This is a genomic window from Streptomyces sp. NPDC006551, from assembly GCF_040611675.1.
GTDB lineage: Bacteria > Actinomycetota > Actinomycetes > Streptomycetales > Streptomycetaceae > Streptomyces.
The window spans coordinates 1-18,148 of record NZ_JBEXOT010000061.1 but is presented as its reverse complement, the minus strand read 5'-3'; the positions used below and the strand labels follow the sequence as shown (position 1 = coordinate 18,148).

The 18,148-nt window shown below is 72.0% G+C and carries 14 protein-coding genes and 1 pseudogene; 8 read left to right on the top strand and 7 right to left on the bottom strand.

The genetic code is table 11. The features are described from left to right. Nucleotides 1–37 precede the first annotated feature (37 nt). The gene (cofD, locus tag ABZY12_RS31925) at nt 38–994 is read left to right on the top strand and encodes a 2-phospho-L-lactate transferase (RefSeq protein WP_356896520.1); all 957 of its coding nucleotides are present in this window, start codon (nt 38–40) and stop codon (nt 992–994) included. Then, on the top strand, nt 991–2,469 hold the full coding sequence (locus ABZY12_RS31920; RefSeq protein ID WP_356896518.1) for a coenzyme F420-0:L-glutamate ligase: 1,479 nt from the start codon (nt 991–993) through the stop codon (nt 2,467–2,469). The genes cofD and ABZY12_RS31920 overlap by 4 nt, the downstream gene beginning before the upstream one ends. 100 nt (nt 2,470–2,569) lie before the next feature. On the opposite strand, the gene ABZY12_RS31915 is transcribed toward ABZY12_RS31920, so the two are convergent. The 3 genes from ABZY12_RS31915 to ABZY12_RS31905 form a co-directional block, all read right to left on the bottom strand. Further along, nucleotides 2,570–3,580 (bottom strand): DNA-3-methyladenine glycosylase 2 family protein, encoded by a 1,011-nt coding sequence (locus tag ABZY12_RS31915; protein ID WP_356896516.1) that lies wholly within the window; start codon nt 3,578–3,580, stop codon nt 2,570–2,572. 459 nt (nt 3,581–4,039) lie between these two features. Continuing rightward, on the bottom strand, nt 4,040–5,122 hold the full coding sequence (locus ABZY12_RS31910) for an NDP-sugar synthase (protein ID WP_356896514.1): 1,083 nt from the start codon (nt 5,120–5,122) through the stop codon (nt 4,040–4,042). Nucleotides 5,123–5,216: 94 nt separating this feature from the next. Then, nucleotides 5,217–6,470, bottom strand: coding sequence for a peptidoglycan recognition protein (locus ABZY12_RS31905; protein WP_356896512.1), 1,254 nt, complete (start codon nt 6,468–6,470; stop codon nt 5,217–5,219). Nucleotides 6,471–6,607: 137 nt separating this feature from the next. Between ABZY12_RS31905 and ABZY12_RS31900 the strand changes: the two genes are divergently transcribed. The 4 genes from ABZY12_RS31900 to ABZY12_RS31885 all read left to right on the top strand — a co-directional run bounded on the left by ABZY12_RS31900 (nt 6,608) and on the right by ABZY12_RS31885 (nt 12,666). After that, entirely contained in the window at nt 6,608–7,360 is a 753-nt protein-coding gene (locus tag ABZY12_RS31900; protein ID WP_356896510.1) for a TIGR03089 family protein, read from the top strand. A 186-nt stretch (nt 7,361–7,546) separates the two neighbouring features. Beyond that, nucleotides 7,547–8,827, top strand: coding sequence for an LCP family protein (locus ABZY12_RS31895; protein WP_356896508.1), 1,281 nt, complete (start codon nt 7,547–7,549; stop codon nt 8,825–8,827). Between the two features lie 236 nt (nt 8,828–9,063). Further along, nucleotides 9,064–10,836, top strand: coding sequence for an LCP family protein (locus ABZY12_RS31890; protein WP_356896506.1), 1,773 nt, complete (start codon nt 9,064–9,066; stop codon nt 10,834–10,836). A gap of 51 nt (nt 10,837–10,887) precedes the next feature. After that, on the top strand, nt 10,888–12,666 hold the full coding sequence (locus ABZY12_RS31885; protein ID WP_356896504.1) for an LCP family protein: 1,779 nt from the start codon (nt 10,888–10,890) through the stop codon (nt 12,664–12,666). Between the two features lie 88 nt (nt 12,667–12,754). Here the strand turns inward: ABZY12_RS31885 and ABZY12_RS31880 are convergent, their stop codons facing one another. Continuing rightward, nucleotides 12,755–13,774: a glycosyltransferase family 2 protein gene (locus ABZY12_RS31880; RefSeq protein ID WP_356896541.1), complete on the bottom strand. Its 1,020-nt coding sequence runs from the start codon at nt 13,772–13,774 to the stop codon at nt 12,755–12,757. Between the two features lie 232 nt (nt 13,775–14,006). Between ABZY12_RS31880 and ABZY12_RS31875 the strand changes: the two genes are divergently transcribed. After that, on the top strand, nt 14,007–15,377 hold the full coding sequence (locus ABZY12_RS31875) for an LCP family protein (RefSeq protein WP_356896502.1): 1,371 nt from the start codon (nt 14,007–14,009) through the stop codon (nt 15,375–15,377). A gap of 21 nt (nt 15,378–15,398) precedes the next feature. Here ABZY12_RS31875 and ABZY12_RS31870 read toward each other — a convergent pair whose 3' ends face one another. Then, a complete protein-coding gene (locus ABZY12_RS31870) occupies nt 15,399–15,932 on the bottom strand; it encodes an acyl-CoA thioesterase (protein ID WP_356896500.1) in 534 nt (177 codons plus the stop codon). Between the two features lie 130 nt (nt 15,933–16,062). Between ABZY12_RS31870 and ABZY12_RS31865 the strand changes: the two genes are divergently transcribed. After that, nucleotides 16,063–17,328, top strand: coding sequence for an LCP family protein (locus ABZY12_RS31865; protein WP_356896498.1), 1,266 nt, complete (start codon nt 16,063–16,065; stop codon nt 17,326–17,328). Nucleotides 17,329–17,545: 217 nt separating this feature from the next. Here the strand turns inward: ABZY12_RS31865 and ABZY12_RS31860 are convergent. Together ABZY12_RS31860 and ABZY12_RS31855 are read right to left on the bottom strand one after the other, a co-directional pair. Beyond that, nucleotides 17,546–17,677: pseudogene (locus ABZY12_RS31860) on the bottom strand (glycosyltransferase); the annotation flags it as partial. 376 nt (nt 17,678–18,053) lie between these two features. Beyond that, nucleotides 18,054–18,148: acyl-CoA dehydrogenase family protein (locus tag ABZY12_RS31855; RefSeq protein WP_132919430.1), on the bottom strand; the 95-nt coding region annotated here is incomplete at its 5' end.

The following is an 18,148-nucleotide window of genomic DNA, read 5'->3' as shown; positions in this document are numbered from 1 at the left end:
CCCGTCGCCCGACCGCCACCCCTGACAGACTGTCCGTATGCGCATTGTGGTTCTGGCAGGTGGCATCGGTGGTGCCCGCTTCCTTCGCGGCCTCAAGCAGGCCGCTCCCGACGCGGAGATCACGGTCATCGGCAACACCGGTGACGACATCCATCTCTTCGGGCTGAAGGTCTGCCCCGACCTCGACACGGTGATGTACACCCTCGGCGGTGGCATCAACGAGGAGCAGGGCTGGGGCCGCGAGGACGAGTCCTTCACCGTGAAGGAGGAACTCGCGGCGTACGGCGTCGGACCGGAGTGGTTCGGCCTCGGCGACCGGGACTTCGCCACCCACATCGTCCGTACGCAGATGCTGGGCGCCGGTTATCCGCTGAGCGCCGTCACCGAGGCGCTGTGCGCCCGCTGGCAGCCGGGCGTCCGGCTCCTTCCGATGTCCGACGACCGGGTCGAGACCCATGTCGCCATCGACGTGGAGGGCGAGTCCAGGGCGGTGCACTTCCAGGAGTACTGGGTGAGGCTCCGCGCGTCCGTGGACGCGCGGGCCGTCGTGCCGGTCGGCGCGGAGGCAGCGAAGCCGGCGCCGGGTGTCCTGGAGGCGATCGCGGAGGCGGACGTCGTCCTCTTCCCGCCGTCCAACCCCGTCGTGTCCGTCGGCACGATCCTGGCCGTGCCGGGCATCCGCGAGGCGATCGCCGAGGCGGACGTGCCCGTGGTCGGCCTCTCGCCCATCGTGGGCGACGCGCCCGTGCGGGGCATGGCCGACAAGGTCCTCGCGGCGGTCGGCGTGGAGGCGACGGCCGCGGCGGTCGCCCAGCACTACGGATCCGGGCTGCTCGACGGCTGGCTGGTCGACACGGTCGACGCGGGCACGGTCGCGGACGTCGAGGCGGCGGGGATCCGCTGCCGGGCGGTGCCGCTGATGATGACGGACCTGGACGCCACGACGGCGATGGCGCGCGAGGCGCTGGCGCTGGCGGAGGAGGTCCGGGGATGACGGGTCCCGCCGATCAGGGAGCCGTCGAGGAAGGGGCGGTCGGGCAAGGGGCCGTCGAGCCGGCCGCCGTCTCGCGGGGCACCGTCGAGCGGGAAGCCGTCGAGCAAGGGGCCGTCGAGCCGGCCGCCGTCTCGCAGGGCACCGTCGGGCGGGGCACCGTCGATCCGGAAGCCGTCGCGCGAGGGGCAGCCTTTCGGGTGTGGGCGTTGGCCGGTCTGCCCGAGGTGAAGGCGGGGGACGATCTCGCCAAGCTCATCGCCTCCGTCTCCCCCGGCCTCCGCGACGGGGACGTCCTGCTCGTCACCTCGAAGATCGTGAGCAAGGCCGAGGGGCGGATGATCGCCGCCGACGACCGGGAGGAGGCGATCGACGCCGAGACCGTACGGGTGGTCGCGCGGCGTGGCACCCTCCGGATCGTCGAGAACCGGCAGGGGCTCGTCATGGCCGCCGCCGGGGTCGACGCATCCAACACCCCTGCCGGCACCGTGCTGTTGCTGCCGGTCGACCCGGACGCCTCGGCCCGCGCGCTCCGGGAGGGGCTGCGCGACGCGCTCGGGGTCGACGTCGGGATCGTCGTCACGGACACCTTCGGGCGGCCCTGGCGCAGCGGTCTGACGGACGTGGCCATCGGCGCGGCCGGAGTGCGGGTCCTCGACGACCTGCGCGGCGGCACGGACGCCCATGGCAACCCGCTCGGCGCCACCGTCGTCGCCACCGCCGACGAACTCGCGGCGGCGGGCGATCTGGTGAAGGGCAAGGCGAGCGGCAGGCCGGTCGCCGTGGTCCGCGGGCTGCCGCACCTGGTGGGCGACGTCGAGGAGGGGGCCCGGGCGTTGATCCGGGGTGCCGCCGACGACATGTTCCGGCTCGGGACCTCGGAGGCCGTACGGGAGGCGGTGACTCTGCGGCGTACCGTCCGCGAGTTCACCGACGAGCCCGTGGACCCGGGGGCGGTACGACGGGCCGTCGCCGCGGCCGTCACGGCACCGGCCCCGCACCACACCACACCCTGGCGTTTCGTCCTCCTCGAATCGGAAGGGTCGCGGACCCGGCTGCTCGACGCGATGCGGGACGCCTGGATCGCGGATCTGCGCCGGGACGGCAAGTCGGAGGAGTCCATCGCGAAGCGCGTCCGCCGCGGGGACGTCCTGCGCGACGCGCCGTACCTGGTGGTGCCCTGCCTGGTCATGGACGGCTCCCACCACTACGGCGACGCGCGCCGGGACGCGGCGGAGCGCGAGATGTTCGTGGTGGCGGCGGGCGCGGGCGTGCAGAACTTCCTGGTGGCGCTGGCCGGTGAGCGGCTGGGCTCGGCGTGGGTGTCCTCGACGATGTTCTGCCGAGAAGTCGTACGAGAGGTCCTCGCACTGCCGGAGGACTGGGACCCCATGGGGGCGGTCGCGGTCGGGCACGCGGCGGCGCCGCCGAGGGAACGGCCGGCGCGGCAGGCGGGGCAGTTCATCGAGGTCCGCTGACGTCTCGCGCCGCCCTCCACGGGGTGCGCCGGCCTAACGGGGTGCACCGCCCTCCACAGGGTGCGCCGGCCTCCCTCGCCGCCGTCCCGCCCGGACTCGCTCAGAGCGCCCCGATGTTGCCGGGGGTCATGCGCGGTGCGCGGCGGGGCGGGGCGTGTCCGCTGAGCAGGATCAGGCGGGCCGCGCGGTACCGCTGGCCCGCGTAGGGGGCGAGGAGCTCCAGCATGGCCGTGTCGTCGGTGGTCCTGTCGCCCGCGAGGGCGAAGCCCACGATGCTCGGCAGGTGGTAGTCGCCGACGCTGACGGCGTCGGGAGCGCCGTTGCTGCGCTGGACCGTCTCGGCGGAGGTCCACGGGCCGATGCCGGGAATCAACTCCAGGCGCTTCTGGGCCGCTTCGGGCTCCATCGCCGCGGCCTCCTCCATGCGGCGGGCGAGCTTGGCGACGCGCAGGACGGTGGCGGCGCGCTTGTTGTCGACGCCGGCGCGGTGCCACTCCCAGGACGGGATCAGCGACCAGGTGCGGGCGTCGGGCACGACATGGAGTCCGTACGTCCCCTCCGGGACCGGGCCGGGGGCGGGCTCGCCGAACTTCCGTACGAGAAGGCGCCAGGCGCGGTACGCCTCGTCCGTCGTGACCTTCTGCTCCAGGATCGACGGAATCAGCGACTCCATCACCAGGCCGGTGCGGGTGAGGCGCAGTCCGGCGCGGCGGCGGTGGGTCGCGGCGACGATGCGGTGGCGGGGGACGAAGGCGGTGGGGTCGTCGTCGGCCCCGAGAAGCTGCGGCAGGCGGTCGAGGAGCCAGTCCGCGCCGGGCCCCCAGGCCTCGCCCTCCACCGCGCCGCCGCGCGCGGCGACCCTGAGCGTGCCGGGACCGGCGGGGGTGCGGCTTGTGCGCCAGACGGAGCCGTCGGGGAGCGCGCGGAAGGTGGGGTCCGCGGGGCCACGGCGGAGGGGGCCCAGGGTGAGGCCGAGGTCGTACGGCGTGGGCGGTGTCCACCGGCGGGTGGTGCCGGGGACGGGGGCGCCGGCGGGCCTGGGGGCGGGTACGGAGACGTGGCCGCCGCGCACGGTGGTGCGGGTGGGACGTGGAGCGAAGCGGCCGGCCATGGGTACGAGGGTAAGCGGCCACGGGCCCGCGAGCTGCGCCCGGCCCTCCGGCCGGCGGGTGATCTTCCCGGCCGGTGGCGGCGCAGCGCAACGTGGCCGGAGACGCCGCCGGCGTACCGGCGGGATGCGCCCGGCGGGGTGCGCCCGGCCCTCCGGTCTCCCGGTCGGCGTACCGGCCGGGTGCGCCCGGCCCTCCGGCCGGCGCGGGTGATCTTCCCGGCCGGTGGCGGCGCAGCGCCCGTGGCCGGAGACACCGTCGACGTACCGGCGGTGTGCGCCCGGCCCTCCGGCCGGCGCTGGTGTTCTCCCGGTCGGCGACGCCCGTGGCCGGAGACGCCGTCGGCGTACCGGCGGGGTGCGCCCGGCCTCCGGTCGGCTGCCCGCTCCCCGGTCCGCGGAGGCCGGCGGCCCCGTCGCCGGCCGACACCGCCGGCGTGCGGGGCGGTCGCCGGCGAAGTCCTACTGGTCCGAGGAGAAGCGGACCGAGGCCGCCGGGAGGGTGGCGTCGCACCAGACGCGGACGCCGTCGCGGAGTTCGTTGTCGGCGCCCACATGGGCGCCGTCGCCGATCACCGCGCCCGTAAGGACCGTGCGGGCGCCGATGTGGGCGCCGGCTCCGATCAGGGAGTCCGTGATCACCGCGCCCGGCTCGACCACCGCGCCCGCGAGGAGCGTGGAGCCCGTGACACGGGCGCCATCGCCGATGCGCGCCCCCTCGCCGACTACGGTGCCGCCCGTCACCTTCGCGTCCGGCGCGACACGGGCCGTCGGCAGGACCAGACGGTCGCCGCAGCGGCCCGGAACGGCCGGGGACGGGGCGCGGCCCAGGACCAGGTCGGCGGAGCCGCGGACGAAGGCCTGCGGGGTGCCGAGGTCGAGCCAGTACGTGGAGTCGACCATGCCCTGGAGGTGCGCCCCGGAGGAGAGCAGTTCGGGGAACGTCTCCCGCTCGACCGAGACGGGGCGACCGGTCGGGATCGTGTCGATGACCGAGCGGCGGAAGACGTAGGCCCCGGCGTTGATCTGGTCGGTGACGATCTCCTCCGGCGTCTGCGGCTTCTCCAGGAAGGCGGTGACGCGGCCGCTGCCGTCCGTCGGTACCAGACCGAACGCCCTGGGGTCCTCGACCCGGGTCAGATGCAGCGAGACGTCGGCGCCCGAAGAGGCGTGGGTGTCGACCAGGGCCTGGATGTCCAGGCCGGTCAGGATGTCGCCGTTGAAGACGAGGACCGGGTCGTCCGGGCCGGAGCGCAGGCGCGAGGCGACGTTCCGGATGGCGCCGCCCGTGCCGAGCGGTTCCTCCTCGGTGACGTACTCCAGGCTGAGGCCCAGCGACGAGCCGTCCCCGAAGTAGGGCTCGAAGACCTCCGCCAGATACGAGGTGGCGAGCACGATGTGCTCGACGCCCGCGGCCCGCGCACGGGCCAGTTGGTGCGTCAGGAACGGGACACCCGCCGCCGGGACCATCGGCTTCGGGGTGTTGACCGTCAGGGGGCGCAGCCGTGTGCCCTTGCCACCGACCAGGAGGATCGCTTCTGTCACCTGTCGTCTCTGCTTCCTGTCCGGGGCCGGTCACATCGCTCGTCCGTGCGATATGACCGGTCAGTTTATGCAGAGGATCAGGCGCCTCACGTCATCAGCGTCGTCCCTGGTACTTCGCCGAAGCGGTCCGGGCGGTGCCGAGCTGGCTGTACAGGCGCCCGCCGGGACACTCCGTCGCAAAGCCGTCCCGGTGGCCCGCGATGGCGTTGAAGCTGACCTTCTTGCCCTTCTTGTAGCGATTGCCGCCGCCGGAGACCAGCGTCGCCTTCCCCTTCGGGTTGACCCCGTGAAGTCCCAGTTTCCACGCCGTCAGACGTGCCACGGCCGTCACCGCGGCGGCGGGCGGGTTGACCGAGCTGTAGGAGCCGAGGACCGCGACTCCCATGCTGTTGGTGTTGAAGCCGAGCGTGTGGGCGCCGAGGACCGGCTTGGCCACACCACCGGCGCGGCCTTCGTAGATGTTTCCGCACTTGTCGACCGCGAAGTTGTAGCCGAAGTCACGCCAGCCGCTGCTCTTGACGTGGTAGCGGTAGATACCGCGCAGGACGGAGGGCGCCTGCTTGCAGGTGTAGTTGTTGCCGGTGGCGCTGTGGTGGACGAAGGCCGCCTTGACCGCCTTCGTGTAGACGAAGCCCTTCTCCCGCATCTTCTCGTCCGCGCCCCAGCCCTTTCGGGTGATGATCTTCGGGCGTGGTCCGATGTACGGCTTCCCGGCGGCCGCCGCCGGCCTGGCCGCCGTCAGCGCCGGCGGAGCCATGGACGCCCGCTCCACCGGGGTCGTGGGGTCTTCGTCGGCGGCATCGGGGGGCGGTTCCGGGCCCGGGTCGACCAGTTCCAGGCGCAGCCCGGCGGGCAGCGGCTCCCCGCCGTCGTCGTCCGGCCGTACACGGATCTCGACGCCGTCCGAGGCGCCGACCCACAGCGGGGCGGTGGCCCCGCGCAGGGCGCCGGACCCGCCTTCCGCGGTCTCGGGGTCGGCCCCGTGCTCGTCGTTGTGGGTATCCACGTCCTGCCACCCCGACCAGGTGTCGCTCCCGGCGGCGCGGGTGCGGACCTGGACGGTGCCGTGCAGCCGGGCGGTGGGGTCGTCCCACACCACCCCGACGAGCGAGAACGGCCTGACGTCGCGTGGGGACAGCCCCTGTTCGGGGCGGGCGCCGCCGGTGGCCCGTTCACCGCCCGCCAGGGGGCCCAGGCGCAGGGACTGGGTGGATCCCCCGGATGGTGGGGCGGCGGGCACGGCGGGCGTGCCGGGTGGGAGCGGCACCGCCGGGGTCGCGAGGGACAACGGCAGGGAGAGCGCCGCCGCGCACGTGACGGCGACCGAGGATGCTAGGTAGGCACGCATGAAGCGATGGTCCGTACTCGGGGGCCGTTCCGCTCGACGGGAAGCGGCCGGGAGACTGACGGACCATCGGGCCGACCGGTGGACGGTGTCACCGGTACGGCGGGTCCCCGCGCACCTCCCCGCGTACGCTTGCCCGCGTGAACGCCAGCGACCGAACCCCCGCCGACCTGCTGCGATCCGCCCTCGCCGCGGACCCCTCCCGCCCCTTGGTCACCTTCTACGACGACGCCACCGGTGAGCGCGTGGAATTGTCCGTCGCCACCTTCGCCAATTGGGTGGCCAAGACCGCCAATCTGCTCCAGGGCGAGCTGTCCGCCTCCCCGGGCGACCGGCTCGCGCTGCTGCTGCCCGCGCACTGGCAGACGGCGGTCTGGCTGCTCGCGTGCTCGTCCGTCGGCGTGACCGCCGAGCTGGGTGGCGACCCGGCCGACGCCGACTACGCCGTCGCGGGTCCGGACACGCTCGACGCGGGGCTGGCCTGCTCCGGAGACCGGATCGCGCTCTCGCTGGCCCCGCTGGGCCGTCGCTTCCCGACGCCGCCCGCCGGATACGCGGACTACGCGGTGGAGGTGCCGAGCCAGGGGGACCGGTTCGCCCCGTTCGTCCCGGTCGCCGCGGACTCTCCCGCGCTCGTGGTCGGCGGTACGGAACTGACGGGCGCCCAGCTCGTCGAGCGGGCCCGCGCGGACGCCGAGGCGCTCGGGCTGGCTCCCGGGGCGCGCCTGCTGTCGGCGCGTCCGTACGACAGCTGGGAGGGGGTCTCCGCCGGCCTCTACGCGCCGCTGGCGGCCGGCGCGTCGGTCGTGCTGTGCCGGAACCTGGACCGGCTGGCGCCCGAGGAGCTCGACAAGCGGGTGGAGAGCGAGCGCGTCACCGCGACCGCGGTGTGACAACCCGCCGGAGATCCACCCGTATGGCGCAGCGACTCGCCGAGTCCCCGGGTCCGCGCGTCAACTCCGGTACATGATCGGCGGGTACGCACCCCCCTTCCGCACAACCAAGCGTCAGGTTCAGCCGTCTACCTCTGCGACCGGCGGCCCGGGCGCGCCGCCGACCCATGAAGGACGGACTCAGACGTGACGGACAGTGCTGGCACGCCCGCCGAACCGGACGACCCGGCCGAGGACGAGACGCCCAGCACGGTCGGCACGGCCAGCACCGTGGGAGGCACCGGGACCATGGGAGTGAGTTGGGCCGGCACCTCCGGAGGGGCGGCCTCCGACGGTGCCGCCAAGGGCGGGCGCCGCTGGCTGCGCTGGACGGCGCTCGGGGTCTCGGTCGTCCTGCTCACCGGGGCCGCCGCGGGCTGGTGGTTCTACCGCAAGCTCGACGGCAACATCACCACGGACACCACCGCCGCCGCCGAACTGCTCCGGTACGAGAAGGAGCGGCCCGCGCCCGTCGTCTCGGCCGCGCGGAACATCCTGTTGATCGGCTCCGACACCCGGGCCGGCGCGGGGAACGCCGAGTACGGCCACGACAAGGGCACTCAACGCTCCGACACCACGATCCTGCTGCACATCTCCGCGGGCCGGTCGAGCGCCACGGCCGTCTCCATCCCGCGCGATCTGATGGTGGGCATCCCGAGTTGCCGGAAATCGGACGGAACACGGAGCAGCGCGCGGTTCGCCCAGTTCAACTCCGCCTTCGAGGTGGGCGGGACGGCGTGCACGATCCGCACCGTCGAGCGGCTGACGGGAATCCGGGTCGACCACCACATGGTGATCGACTTCCGCGGCTTCAAGAAGATGGTGGACGCCGTCGACGGGGTCGAGGTCTGCCTCCGGGAGCCGATCGACGACTCCGACGCCCGTCTGAAACTGCCGGCGGGACTCCGGACGCTCCACGGCGAGCAGGCGCTGGGGTTCGTACGGGCCCGCAAGTCCCTGGGCAACGGCAGTGACACGGAACGCATGGACCGGCAGCAGCAGTTCCTGGGCGCCCTGGTCAGCAAGGTGCAGAGCAACGGCGTCCTGCTCAATCCGACCCGGCTCTATCCGGTCCTGGACGCGGCCACCAAGTCGATCACGACCGACCCGGGTCTCGACTCGCTGCGGGATCTCTACAACCTGGCGCGCTCGATGCGGAGCATCCCCACGGAGAAGGTGCAGTTCCTCACGGTGCCGCGCCGGCCGTACTCGTACAACGCGAACCGGGACGAACTCGTACAACCGAAGGCAAGTCAGCTCTTCGCCAGGCTGCGCGAGGACAAGCCGGTCATGGTGGCGCCCGGAGGCGATACGAGTGGGCGGCCGGACACGGACGGCAACGGAAAGCCGGACGAGGCGAGCTCGCCGACTCCGGCTCCGACACCGACCTTCACCGGGCGCAACGCGGCACAGAGAGCCTGCCCGTAGAGGGGCGAGTAAAGCGATGCCCAAGGGGAGGGCTGTGCTGGATGAGGTTTGGGCAAATTGCCCAGTTGTAAGGGGCGTGGAATTTGTCACGGACGTCGCCCCACGCTGAACTGGGCGGATAGTGTGACGCGATCCGGTGCTCCCGACCCGCGTGGTCGCGCACTTTACGGATCGAACGACCGAGCGCCCGACGGGGGAGGCGCCTCGCGTGGCACCGACGGAGGATTCAAGTAACCGTGGACGCGCACAGCCGTGGACGGGCGGACGAGATCGACCCCGCCGACCAGTGGGTGCTCAACCCGCAGACCGGCAACTACGAACTGCGACTGGACCACTCCGCTGGGCAGTCACCGCTCCCGTCCCAGCCTCGCGGCGCCACCACCCCCGCCCCGAGATCCGCCGGGCGTTCCCGGACCGCCGAGCCGGGCCGTGGCGCGGAACGCTCCCGGACGGCCACCGAGGCACCCGTACCCGGGCAGCGTCGTCGCCGTGCGGCGGAGCCGGGTGGCGGGCCTCCGCCGGCCGGCCGTCGTAAGCGCAAGCCGGCCAAGGCCAAGAAGAAGAAGGCCCTGATCTGGACCGGCGGCACGATGGCCGTCGTGCTCGTCGCGGGTGCCACGGCCGCGTACGCGCTGTACAACCGCTTCGACGGCAACCTGAACACGGTCGACGTCGGTGACGCCGCCGGCGACCAGGCGATGGACGGGCCGCTCAACATCCTGATCATCGGCAACGACGTACGCACCGGCGAGGGCAACGAGAGCTACGGGAACAAGGACAACGTCACCGGTCACGCCGACACGACGTTCCTCTTCCACGTCTCGGAGGACCGGACCAACGCGACGGCCCTGAGCATCCCCCGGGACCTCAAGATCAAGATCCCGGACTGCCCGACGAAGCAGGCCGACGGTTCGACCAAGGTCATCCCCGGCTCGATCGGAAAGCAGAAGTTCAACGAGTCGTTCGGCGTGGACGGCCGTGACCCGGGCTGCACGATGCGCACCGTCAAGGAGCTCACGGGCGGGCTGGAGATCAACCACTTCATGATGGTCGACTTCAACGCCGTGAAGACCCTGTCGGCAGCGGTCGGCGGCGTGAAGGTCTGCCTGAAGAAGCCCATCCACGACAAGCAGTACTCCAAGCTCAACCTCCCGGCCGGGGAGCACAAGCTCCAGGGTGAGGACGCGCTCGCGTTCCTCCGCAACCGCCACGGTCTCGGCAACGAGAGCGACCTGGACCGGATCAAGATGCAGCAGCAGTTCCTCGCCTCCATGATCCGGCAGCTGAAGGAGGACACGCTCGACAGTCCGACGCGGCTGTTCTCGGTCGCGGACGCGGCGACGAAGGCCCTCACGGTGGACAAGGGCATAGGCAGCGCCATGAAGCTGACCGCCCTGGCCAAGGAGCTTGGAAAGGTCGATCTGAAGAACATCAGCTTCATGACCGTTCCGGTGGTCGACAACCCCGACGAGCCGCCCACCAAGCGGGCCACCGTCGTCCTCGACCCGGTCAAGGCGCCGCAGGTGTTCAGCATGGTGCAGAACGACATCTCCTTCACCGAGGTGAAGAAGAAGGAGCAGGACACCAAGAACGCCCAGGCGCAGGCCCAGGCGAAGCTGCTCCAGGGGCCGCGCGCCGCGGCCGTCGACGTGCGCGTCGACGTCTACAACGGCAGTGGCATCCAGGGCGCGGCGCAGAAGACGCTCGACTGGCTGCAGATCACGCAGGGCGTCACGCGTTCCACGAACAAGGCCAACGCCCCCGAGAAGGCGGCGAAGACGACGCTCACCTACGCGCCGAACCAGGCCGATCAGGCCCGCAAGCTCGCGGACATGATGGGCCTGCCCGCCACGGCGCTGAAGCCGGGCACGCAGGACGCCGGGGAACGCGAGCCCATGACGCTCGTCCTCGGCGGGGATTTCAAGGGCGCGGGGGTGCCCATCACCGGTCCGGCAAAGGCGCCGGACGTCGAAAAGGTGGAAGCCGACAAGCAGGTGTGCGCCCAGTGACCCGGAAACACCGGGTCGCGGGGCGCTCCTGACCAACGAGGGGACCCAGGGGTGGGACAGAGCAGCGTGCGCGGGGAGGGGACGCGGAGAAGCGTTCCGCACGCCCGTGATTCGGGCTGGGACGAGAGCCTGTACGGCGACGAGGGCGAGGGAGCCGCTGCCGGCACCCGGACCAGGGGCCGGGGGGCCAGGAAACGCGGGGCCGGCAGTCGGCCGGGCGACGAACGCACGGGCGACCGGGGCGGCCAGGGCGGCGGTGACGGCCGTACCAGCCGCCGGCGCGGAGGCTCGCGCCGGCGTGCGAAGAAGAACGGCAAACGCCGGATATTCCGCTGGGTCGCCGTCACACTGTCGCTGCTGATACTGGGCACGGCCGGCGCCGGATACCTGTACTACCAGCACCTCAACGGCAACATCCGCAGCGGCGGTCGCAGCGGCGGCGAGAGCGGGGTCAAGAGGACCGCGCCGAACGCGCTCGGCGACACTCCCCTCAACATCCTCCTCATCGGCTCCGACAGCCGGAGCGACCCGAAGAACGTCGCGCTCGGCGGCGGCAAGGACCTGACGCAGCAGAAGCCGCTGGCGGACGTGCAGATGCTGCTGCACGTCTCGGCGGACCGGAAGCACGCCTCGGTCGTCTCCATCCCCCGCGACACGATCGTGCCGATCCCGGAGTGCAAGGACCCGAAGAGCGACGAGACCTTCGCCCCCACCACCAACAGGCCGATCAACGAGACGCTCGGCCGCGGCGGTCCCGGCTGCACCCTCACCACCTGGGAAACGATCACCGGGGTCTACATCGACCACTGGATGATGATCGACTTCGCGGGTGTGGTGGCGATGGCCGACGAGGTCGGCGGCGTCCCGGTCTGTGTGAAGACCGGCGTCCACGACCGGTCGACCAGGCAGCAGAAGGGCGGCTCCGGTCTGAAGCTGCCCGAGGGCACCACCGAGGTGAAGGGCAAGCAGGCGCTGCAGTGGCTGCGCACCCGGCACGCGTTCGGCAGCGACCAGAACCGGGCCAAGGCGCAGCACATGTACATGAACGGGATGGTCAAGAAGCTTCAGGAGCAGAACGCCTGGACCGACACCGGGCGGTTGATGGGCCTCGCCGAGACGGCCACCAAGGCGCTCCAGGTGTCGGACGAGATCGGTACCGTGGCGAAGCTCTTCGAGCTGTCGATGCAGCTCAAGAACGTGAAGCTGGACCGTCTCACGACGGCGACGGTCCCCACGGCCGCGTGGTCGCAGGACCAGAACAAGCTCGTCATGGTCGAGCAGTCCGCCGACAAGATGTGGTCGATGCTCCGCGAGGACATCGCCTTCGACAAGAACGGCGACCCGGCCGGCGCCAAGCCGACCGCCTCCGCGTCCGCGAAGCCGAAGGGCCCGGCCGCCGGCGCGCCGGACACCCTCGACGTCACGGTGATCAACGGCACCGCCGGCAGCGGCCAGATGTCCGTGGACGGCCGGGCCGGCTCCATGGCCGATGCCCTGGAGGACAAGGGCTTCACACGGGCGGAGGCCGCGCAGACCACCGAGCCGCGCAAGGACACGGTGGTCAAGTACCCGAAGGCGGACGGCGAGCAGGGCAAGGCGGACGCCCTGTCCGTGGCCGAGGCGCTCGGCCTGCCCGCCTCGGCGGTCCGCGCCGACGCCAACGCGGAGACCCTCACCCTGGTGATCGGCGCCGACTGGCGCCAGGGCACCACCTACGAGAAGCCGAAGACGGAGGCGGGAGACCTCCCGGAGGGCGCGGACGTCAAGACGGCCGACCAGAAGGGCTGCATGGACGTCTACAGCGTCTACCGCTGGGACGGGAAGAGCTGACCCGACGCCGGACGGCATCGAGAAGGGCCGGGAACCCCCGCGGGGTTCCCGGCCCTTCTCCGTCGTACGAGCGGTACGGGAGCGGCGGTCAGACCTTCTCGTCCGTGACCGCCGGGCGACGGCTCGCGATGACCTTCTTCGCCAGCGAGCGCGGGCTGGTCAGGAAGCCGTACCCCCACGACATGTGCATCGTCGCGAGCGCCACCGGGATCTGGAGCCGGGCCTTCAGCGGGAGGCCCTTGCCGGCCGGGATCGAGCCCGCCGTGATCGCGGCGAGGTAGCCGGCCGGGATCGCGAAGCCGAGCGGGGTGAGCGTCGCACCCACCACGACTCCGGCCGCGATCGCGCAGACGGCGGTCGGCGGGGCGAGATAGCGGAGGTTGATGGAGCCCTGGTGGTAGCGGGCCACCACATGACGCCAGCGGCCGTAGTCCTTGTACTGCTTGGCCAGCGCGCGCACGCTCGGCCGCGGCCGGTACTGGACGCGCAGTTCGGGCGAGAACCAGATCAGACCGCCCGCCTCGCGGATACGGAAGTTCAGCTCCCAGTCCTGGGCGCGGACGAACTCCACGTTGTAGCCGCCCTGCCGTTCCAGGGCCTCTCGGCGGAAGACACCCAGATACACGGTTTCGGCCGGGCCCGCCTCGCCACCGGTGTGGAAGGCCGCGTTCCCGACGCCGATCCTCGAGGTCATCGCCGCGGCGACCGCGTCCTCCCAGGCGTTCTCGCCCTCGGCGTGCATGATGCCGCCGACGTTCTGCGCGCCGGTCTCCTCCAGGAGGCGGACCGCGGTCGCGATGTAGTTCGGCGAGAGCATGCCGTGACCGTCGACCCGCACCACGATCGGGTGGCGCGACGCCTCGATCGCCGCGTTGAGCGCGGCGGGCGTGCGGCCCGTGGGGTTCGGCACGGTGTGCACACGGGGGTCTTCCCGTACGAGCTCGGCGGCGATCTCGTCGGTACGGTCCGTGGACGGCCCGAGCGCGATCACCACCTCCATCTCGCCGTCGTACTCCTGCTCGAGGATGTGACGGACCGAGTTGCGCAGATGCCGCTCCTCGTTGAGGACCGGCATGATCACGGAGACGGGAGGCGGGGCGGAAGGCATGGCGTTCATCGCGGGTCACGTTACCGCGAATGGGGGACAGGAACGCGCGCCGCGGGGACGGGTGCGCGCTGGCGCTGATCGTATGGGCCTACGGTGCTCACGGTTCCCCCTGTCACACCCGCGGAGGTGTCCCCCGGTGCCCACACCGTCCCGCACGCCCCGTCCCCGTCCGGCCGCCGCCCGTCCCGTACCGGCGCGGCGGGGCAGACGGGCCGCGCGGCCACGGTGGGGCATGCGGATGGCGACGGCGCTGTCCGTGCTCGTCCTGGGGGCGGGCGGGATCGGCCACGCGGTGGTCACCAGCCTGGACACCGGTATCGACCGGGTCGACCCGTTCAAGGACATGAAGAACCGGCCCCAGGCCGGGCACGGGATGAACGTGCTGGTCGTCGGGACGGACGGGCGGGACAGGATCACCGAGGAGGAGCGGAAGGCGTACCGGCTCGGCGGTGAGCCGTGTCACTGCACCGACACCGTGATGCTCGTGCACATCTCCGAGGACCGGGAGCGGGCGAGCGTGGTGAGCCTGCCGCGCGACTCGTACGCCGAGATGCCCGAGCACGTCGACACGACCACCGGCAAGCGGCACCAGGCCCATCCGGTGAAGCTGAACGCCGCGTACGCGGAGGGCGGCCCCGGGCTGACGGTGCGGACCGTGGAGAACATGACGGGCGTCAAGATCGACCACTATCTGGAGGTCGACTTCACCAGCTTCATGCGGACGGTCGACGCGGTGGGCGGGGTGAGCATCTGTACGGCCCGGCCGATGAAGGACACCTACACCGGGCTCGACCTGCCGGCCGGGACGCACGAGCTGACCGGCGGGCAGGCCCTGCAGTACGTGCGCTCGCGCCATGTCGACGGGGCGGCGGACATCGGGCGGATGCAGCGCCAGCAGCGCTTCCTCGCCGCCCTCATCCACCGGATGACGAGCGGCGGGGTGCTGCTCAACCCGGTGAAGTTCCGTCAGGTCGCCACGACCATGCTGAGCTCGGTCCGGGCCGACCGCGACTTCGGTACGGATCAGCTGCTGGGCCTCGCGAAGGCGATGCGGGGCTTCACCCCCGCGTCGTCGGAGTTCGTGTCGGTGCCCATCGGGGACATGAGCTTCCCGGTGAAGGGGGTCGGCACGACGGTGAAGTGGGACGCGGCCGAGGCGCAGAAGCTCTTCCAGTCCCTGCGCGAGGACCGGCCGCTGGCCGCGCACCGGGCCCCGGCGGCCAAGGGTCCGAAGACGGCGGTCGTGGACGTGGCCCCGAAGGAGGTCCGGGTGCAGGTCTACAACGGGACCCGTACGAACGGGCTGGGCCGGAAGCTGGACGACGCGCTGCGCGCCACGGGCTTCGACACGACGCGCGCCCCGCGCACCGCCGCGGGCCCGGAGCGCCGGCGCACGCTCGTGGAGTACGACCCGGGCTGGGACCGCTCGGCGAAGTCGCTGGCGGCGGCGCTGCCGGGGGCGGAGCTGCGGGCGGTGAAGGGGCTGGGCGGGACGCTGCGGGTGACGGCGGGCCGGGACTACAAGGGTGTGACGGCGGTACGGGTGGAGGAGACGCCGGGGCCCTTCGAGGCGGTCACGGGCGACCGGGTGGGGTGCGCGTAGGGACCGGGGCCGGTCCCGGTCTCAGTCCTCGTAGCCCTCGGCCGCGCGGCGCTCACGGAGGTCCATGATGGCGCGGCGGCGGGCCAGGCGGTGGGTGCGGCGGATCTGGGCCTCCTGGTAGCGGCGCTTGTCCCGCTCGGTCTCGGGGAGCACGGGCGGGACGGGGCGCGGCTTGCCGTCGGCGTCGACCGCCGCGAAGACCAGATAGGCGGAGCCGACCTGCTGGGCGGGCGTGGACTCGTTCCAGCGCTCGGCCAGGACCCGGACGCCGACCTCCATGGAGGACCGGCCGGTCCAGTTGACCTGGGCCTTCACATGGACGAGGTCTCCGACCCGTACCGGCTCCAGGAACGCCATCTCGTCCATGGAGGCGGTGACGGCCGGCCCGCCCGAGTGCCGGCCGGCGACGGCGCCCGCCGCGTCGTCCACCAGCTTCATGATCACGCCGCCGTGCACCGTACCGAGGAGGTTGGTGTCGTGGCTCGTCATGATGTGGCTGAGGGTGGTGCGGGACGCGGAGGTGGGCTTGCCCGGGATATCGCCCTGATCTGTCATGCCCTCCACCTTATGCCGGGTCCCGGCCGCGTCCCCGTCCCGTCCGCTTTGCATCAGCTTGGCAACAGCGCCGACCCGATCCTCACCCCGCCCTGTCGGCCCCACCAGGCCGGACGGCACACTGTTCCGCATGAATGACTGGCCTCATGGGCGGACCGACGACGGCGGATACGGCCGTGGCAGCGCGAACGCGCAGCCCGAGGGGGCTCGCGCGATGCGCCATGTGCAGCGTCCGCAGGTCCCCCAGCAGCCGCCGCAGTACGACCCGCAGTACGGACAGGGTCACGGGCAGGGTTACGGGCAGCAGCCGGGCTACGACTCCGGGTACAACACCGGTCAGGTCTACGGCAGCCCGCAGGGCGGCGGACGGGGCACCGTTCCCCCGCAGTACGACCCGCGGCCGTCGAGCCCCGCGCCCGACTGGCGCCGCCGGATCAAGGTCGGCTCGGTCGTGCTGCTCGTGGCCGTGCTCGCCTGGAGCATAGGAACGTACGCCTGGGCCAGCTCGCAGATGCGCAACGAGGTCGATCTCGCCAAGGTCATCGAGCGGCCGGCCGAGGGCGACTGCACGACCTATCTGATCGTCGGCTCCGACAGCCGTGAGGGCATGTCGGCCGAGGAGAAGAAGAAGCTCCACACCGGCTCCGCCGAGGGCAAGCGGACCGACTCGATGATGATCCTCGCCGCGTGCGGCAGCGGGAACACGATGATCTCCCTGCCCCGCGACTCCTGGGTGACGATCCCCTCCTTCGTCGGCTCCGAGTCCGGGAAGAAGTTCGCGGCCCGCGGCGGCGCGAAGCTGAACGCCGCCTACGCGATGGACGGTCCGGAGCTGCTGGTCCGTACGGTCGAGTACAACACCGGGCTGCGCATCGACCACTACGCGGAGATCGGCTTCGCCGGCTTCGCCAACATCGTGGACGCGCTCGGCGGTGTCGAGATGAACATCGAGAAGGGCTTCAAGGACAAGAAGTCGGGCGCCGACTTCCAGGCCGGCGAGCAGACCCTCAACGGCGAGCAGGCCCTCGCCTTCGTCCGTACGCGCTACGCCTTCGCCGAGTCGGACCTGGCCCGTACGAAGAACCAGCAGAAGTTCCTGTCCGCGCTGGCCAACCAGGCGGCGACGCCGGGCACGATCCTCAACCCGTTCACGCTGTACCCGACGCTGGGCGCGGGTATGGACACGCTGATCGTGGACAAGGACATGTCGCTGTACGACCTCGGCAAGATGTTCTTCGCCATGAAGGGCATCAGCGGCGGCACCGGCAAGTCCATGAACATCCCGATCTCGGGCGGCGCGCCGCAGGGCTCCCTGAAGTGGGACATGCCGAAGGTGAAGCAGCTGGTGGGGCAGATCCAGAACGACGAGCCGGTCACGGTCACCTCGGACCGCTGACCCGGCGGCACGGGCCGGGCGGTCGGCCCACGAACCGGTGGAGCAGCTGACCGCTCGGGCCCGTCGCCACCTTGCGCAGCGCCGGGTCCCCGCCGGAAAGGCCGTGGTCGCCGCGCCCGGTCAGGATCCAGGTGACGTGGTACTTGCGCAGGATGGCGAGCCGCTCGTCGCGAGGGGTTCCGGCGGCGAAGTAACGCCCGGTGTCGGCGAGGCGCCGCTCCTCGGCGATCCTGCCGGTGCCGTCGGGCGAGGCGTCGTCGACGACGAGGAGCCGCAGCCCCGGTATCTCCAAAGCCATCAGGAGCTCGGCCGTGCCGGGTATGTTGCCCGCCTCGTTGTAGGTGGGCATGACCACGGTCAGCGCGGTGTGCGCCCACTACTCGGGGAGCGTGACGGCTGAGGTGTCCTGCGTACGGATAGCGCGGTGTTCGCCGGTCATCGGGTGGCGCCTCACTGAGAGCGATCGGGCGCGGGTCCCGACCCGCGGTCGTCAGTCCCGTAGAGAGCACGGCGCGACGCGGCGCACTGGCTGTTCGCCCCCCACGCCCCGTCCGCGCGCCCCCGCGCGGTTTGTCCGTGTCATCCCCCACCGGCGCATGAACCCCCACGGTCGCGCCGGTCCCCGCTACGTGCCCCGGAAGTCGGGCGGGAGTCGGGCGGAAGAACGGGTGAGGCCGGAGGCGACGGGCGTCGCCTCCGGCCTCGGTGGTCCGGTCCGATGAGGGTTACGGGAGGTTGCGGGCCATGACGATGCGCTGGACCTGGTTGGTGCCTTCGTAGATCTGGGTGATCTTGGCGTCGCGCATCATGCGCTCGACGG

Bases quoted from the DNA above. Each gene is read 5' to 3' on its own strand.
- ABZY12_RS31875 (WP_356896502.1), top strand. From the start codon at position 14,007: ATGCGGATGGCGACGGCGCTGTCCGTGCTCGTCCTGGGGGCGGGCGGG.
- ABZY12_RS31905 (WP_356896512.1), bottom strand. From the start codon at position 6,470: ATGCGTGCCTACCTAGCATCCTCGGTCGCCGTCACGTGCGCGGCGGCG.
- cofD (WP_356896520.1), top strand. From the start codon at position 38: ATGCGCATTGTGGTTCTGGCAGGTGGCATCGGTGGTGCCCGCTTCCTT.
- ABZY12_RS31880 (WP_356896541.1), bottom strand. From the start codon at position 13,774: ATGCCTTCCGCCCCGCCTCCCGTCTCCGTGATCATGCCGGTCCTCAAC.
- ABZY12_RS31870 (WP_356896500.1), bottom strand. From the start codon at position 15,932: ATGACAGATCAGGGCGATATCCCGGGCAAGCCCACCTCCGCGTCCCGC.
- ABZY12_RS31920 (WP_356896518.1), top strand. From the start codon at position 991: ATGACGGGTCCCGCCGATCAGGGAGCCGTCGAGGAAGGGGCGGTCGGG.
- ABZY12_RS31865 (WP_356896498.1), top strand. From the start codon at position 16,063: ATGAATGACTGGCCTCATGGGCGGACCGACGACGGCGGATACGGCCGT.
- ABZY12_RS31915 (WP_356896516.1), bottom strand. From the start codon at position 3,580: ATGGCCGGCCGCTTCGCTCCACGTCCCACCCGCACCACCGTGCGCGGC.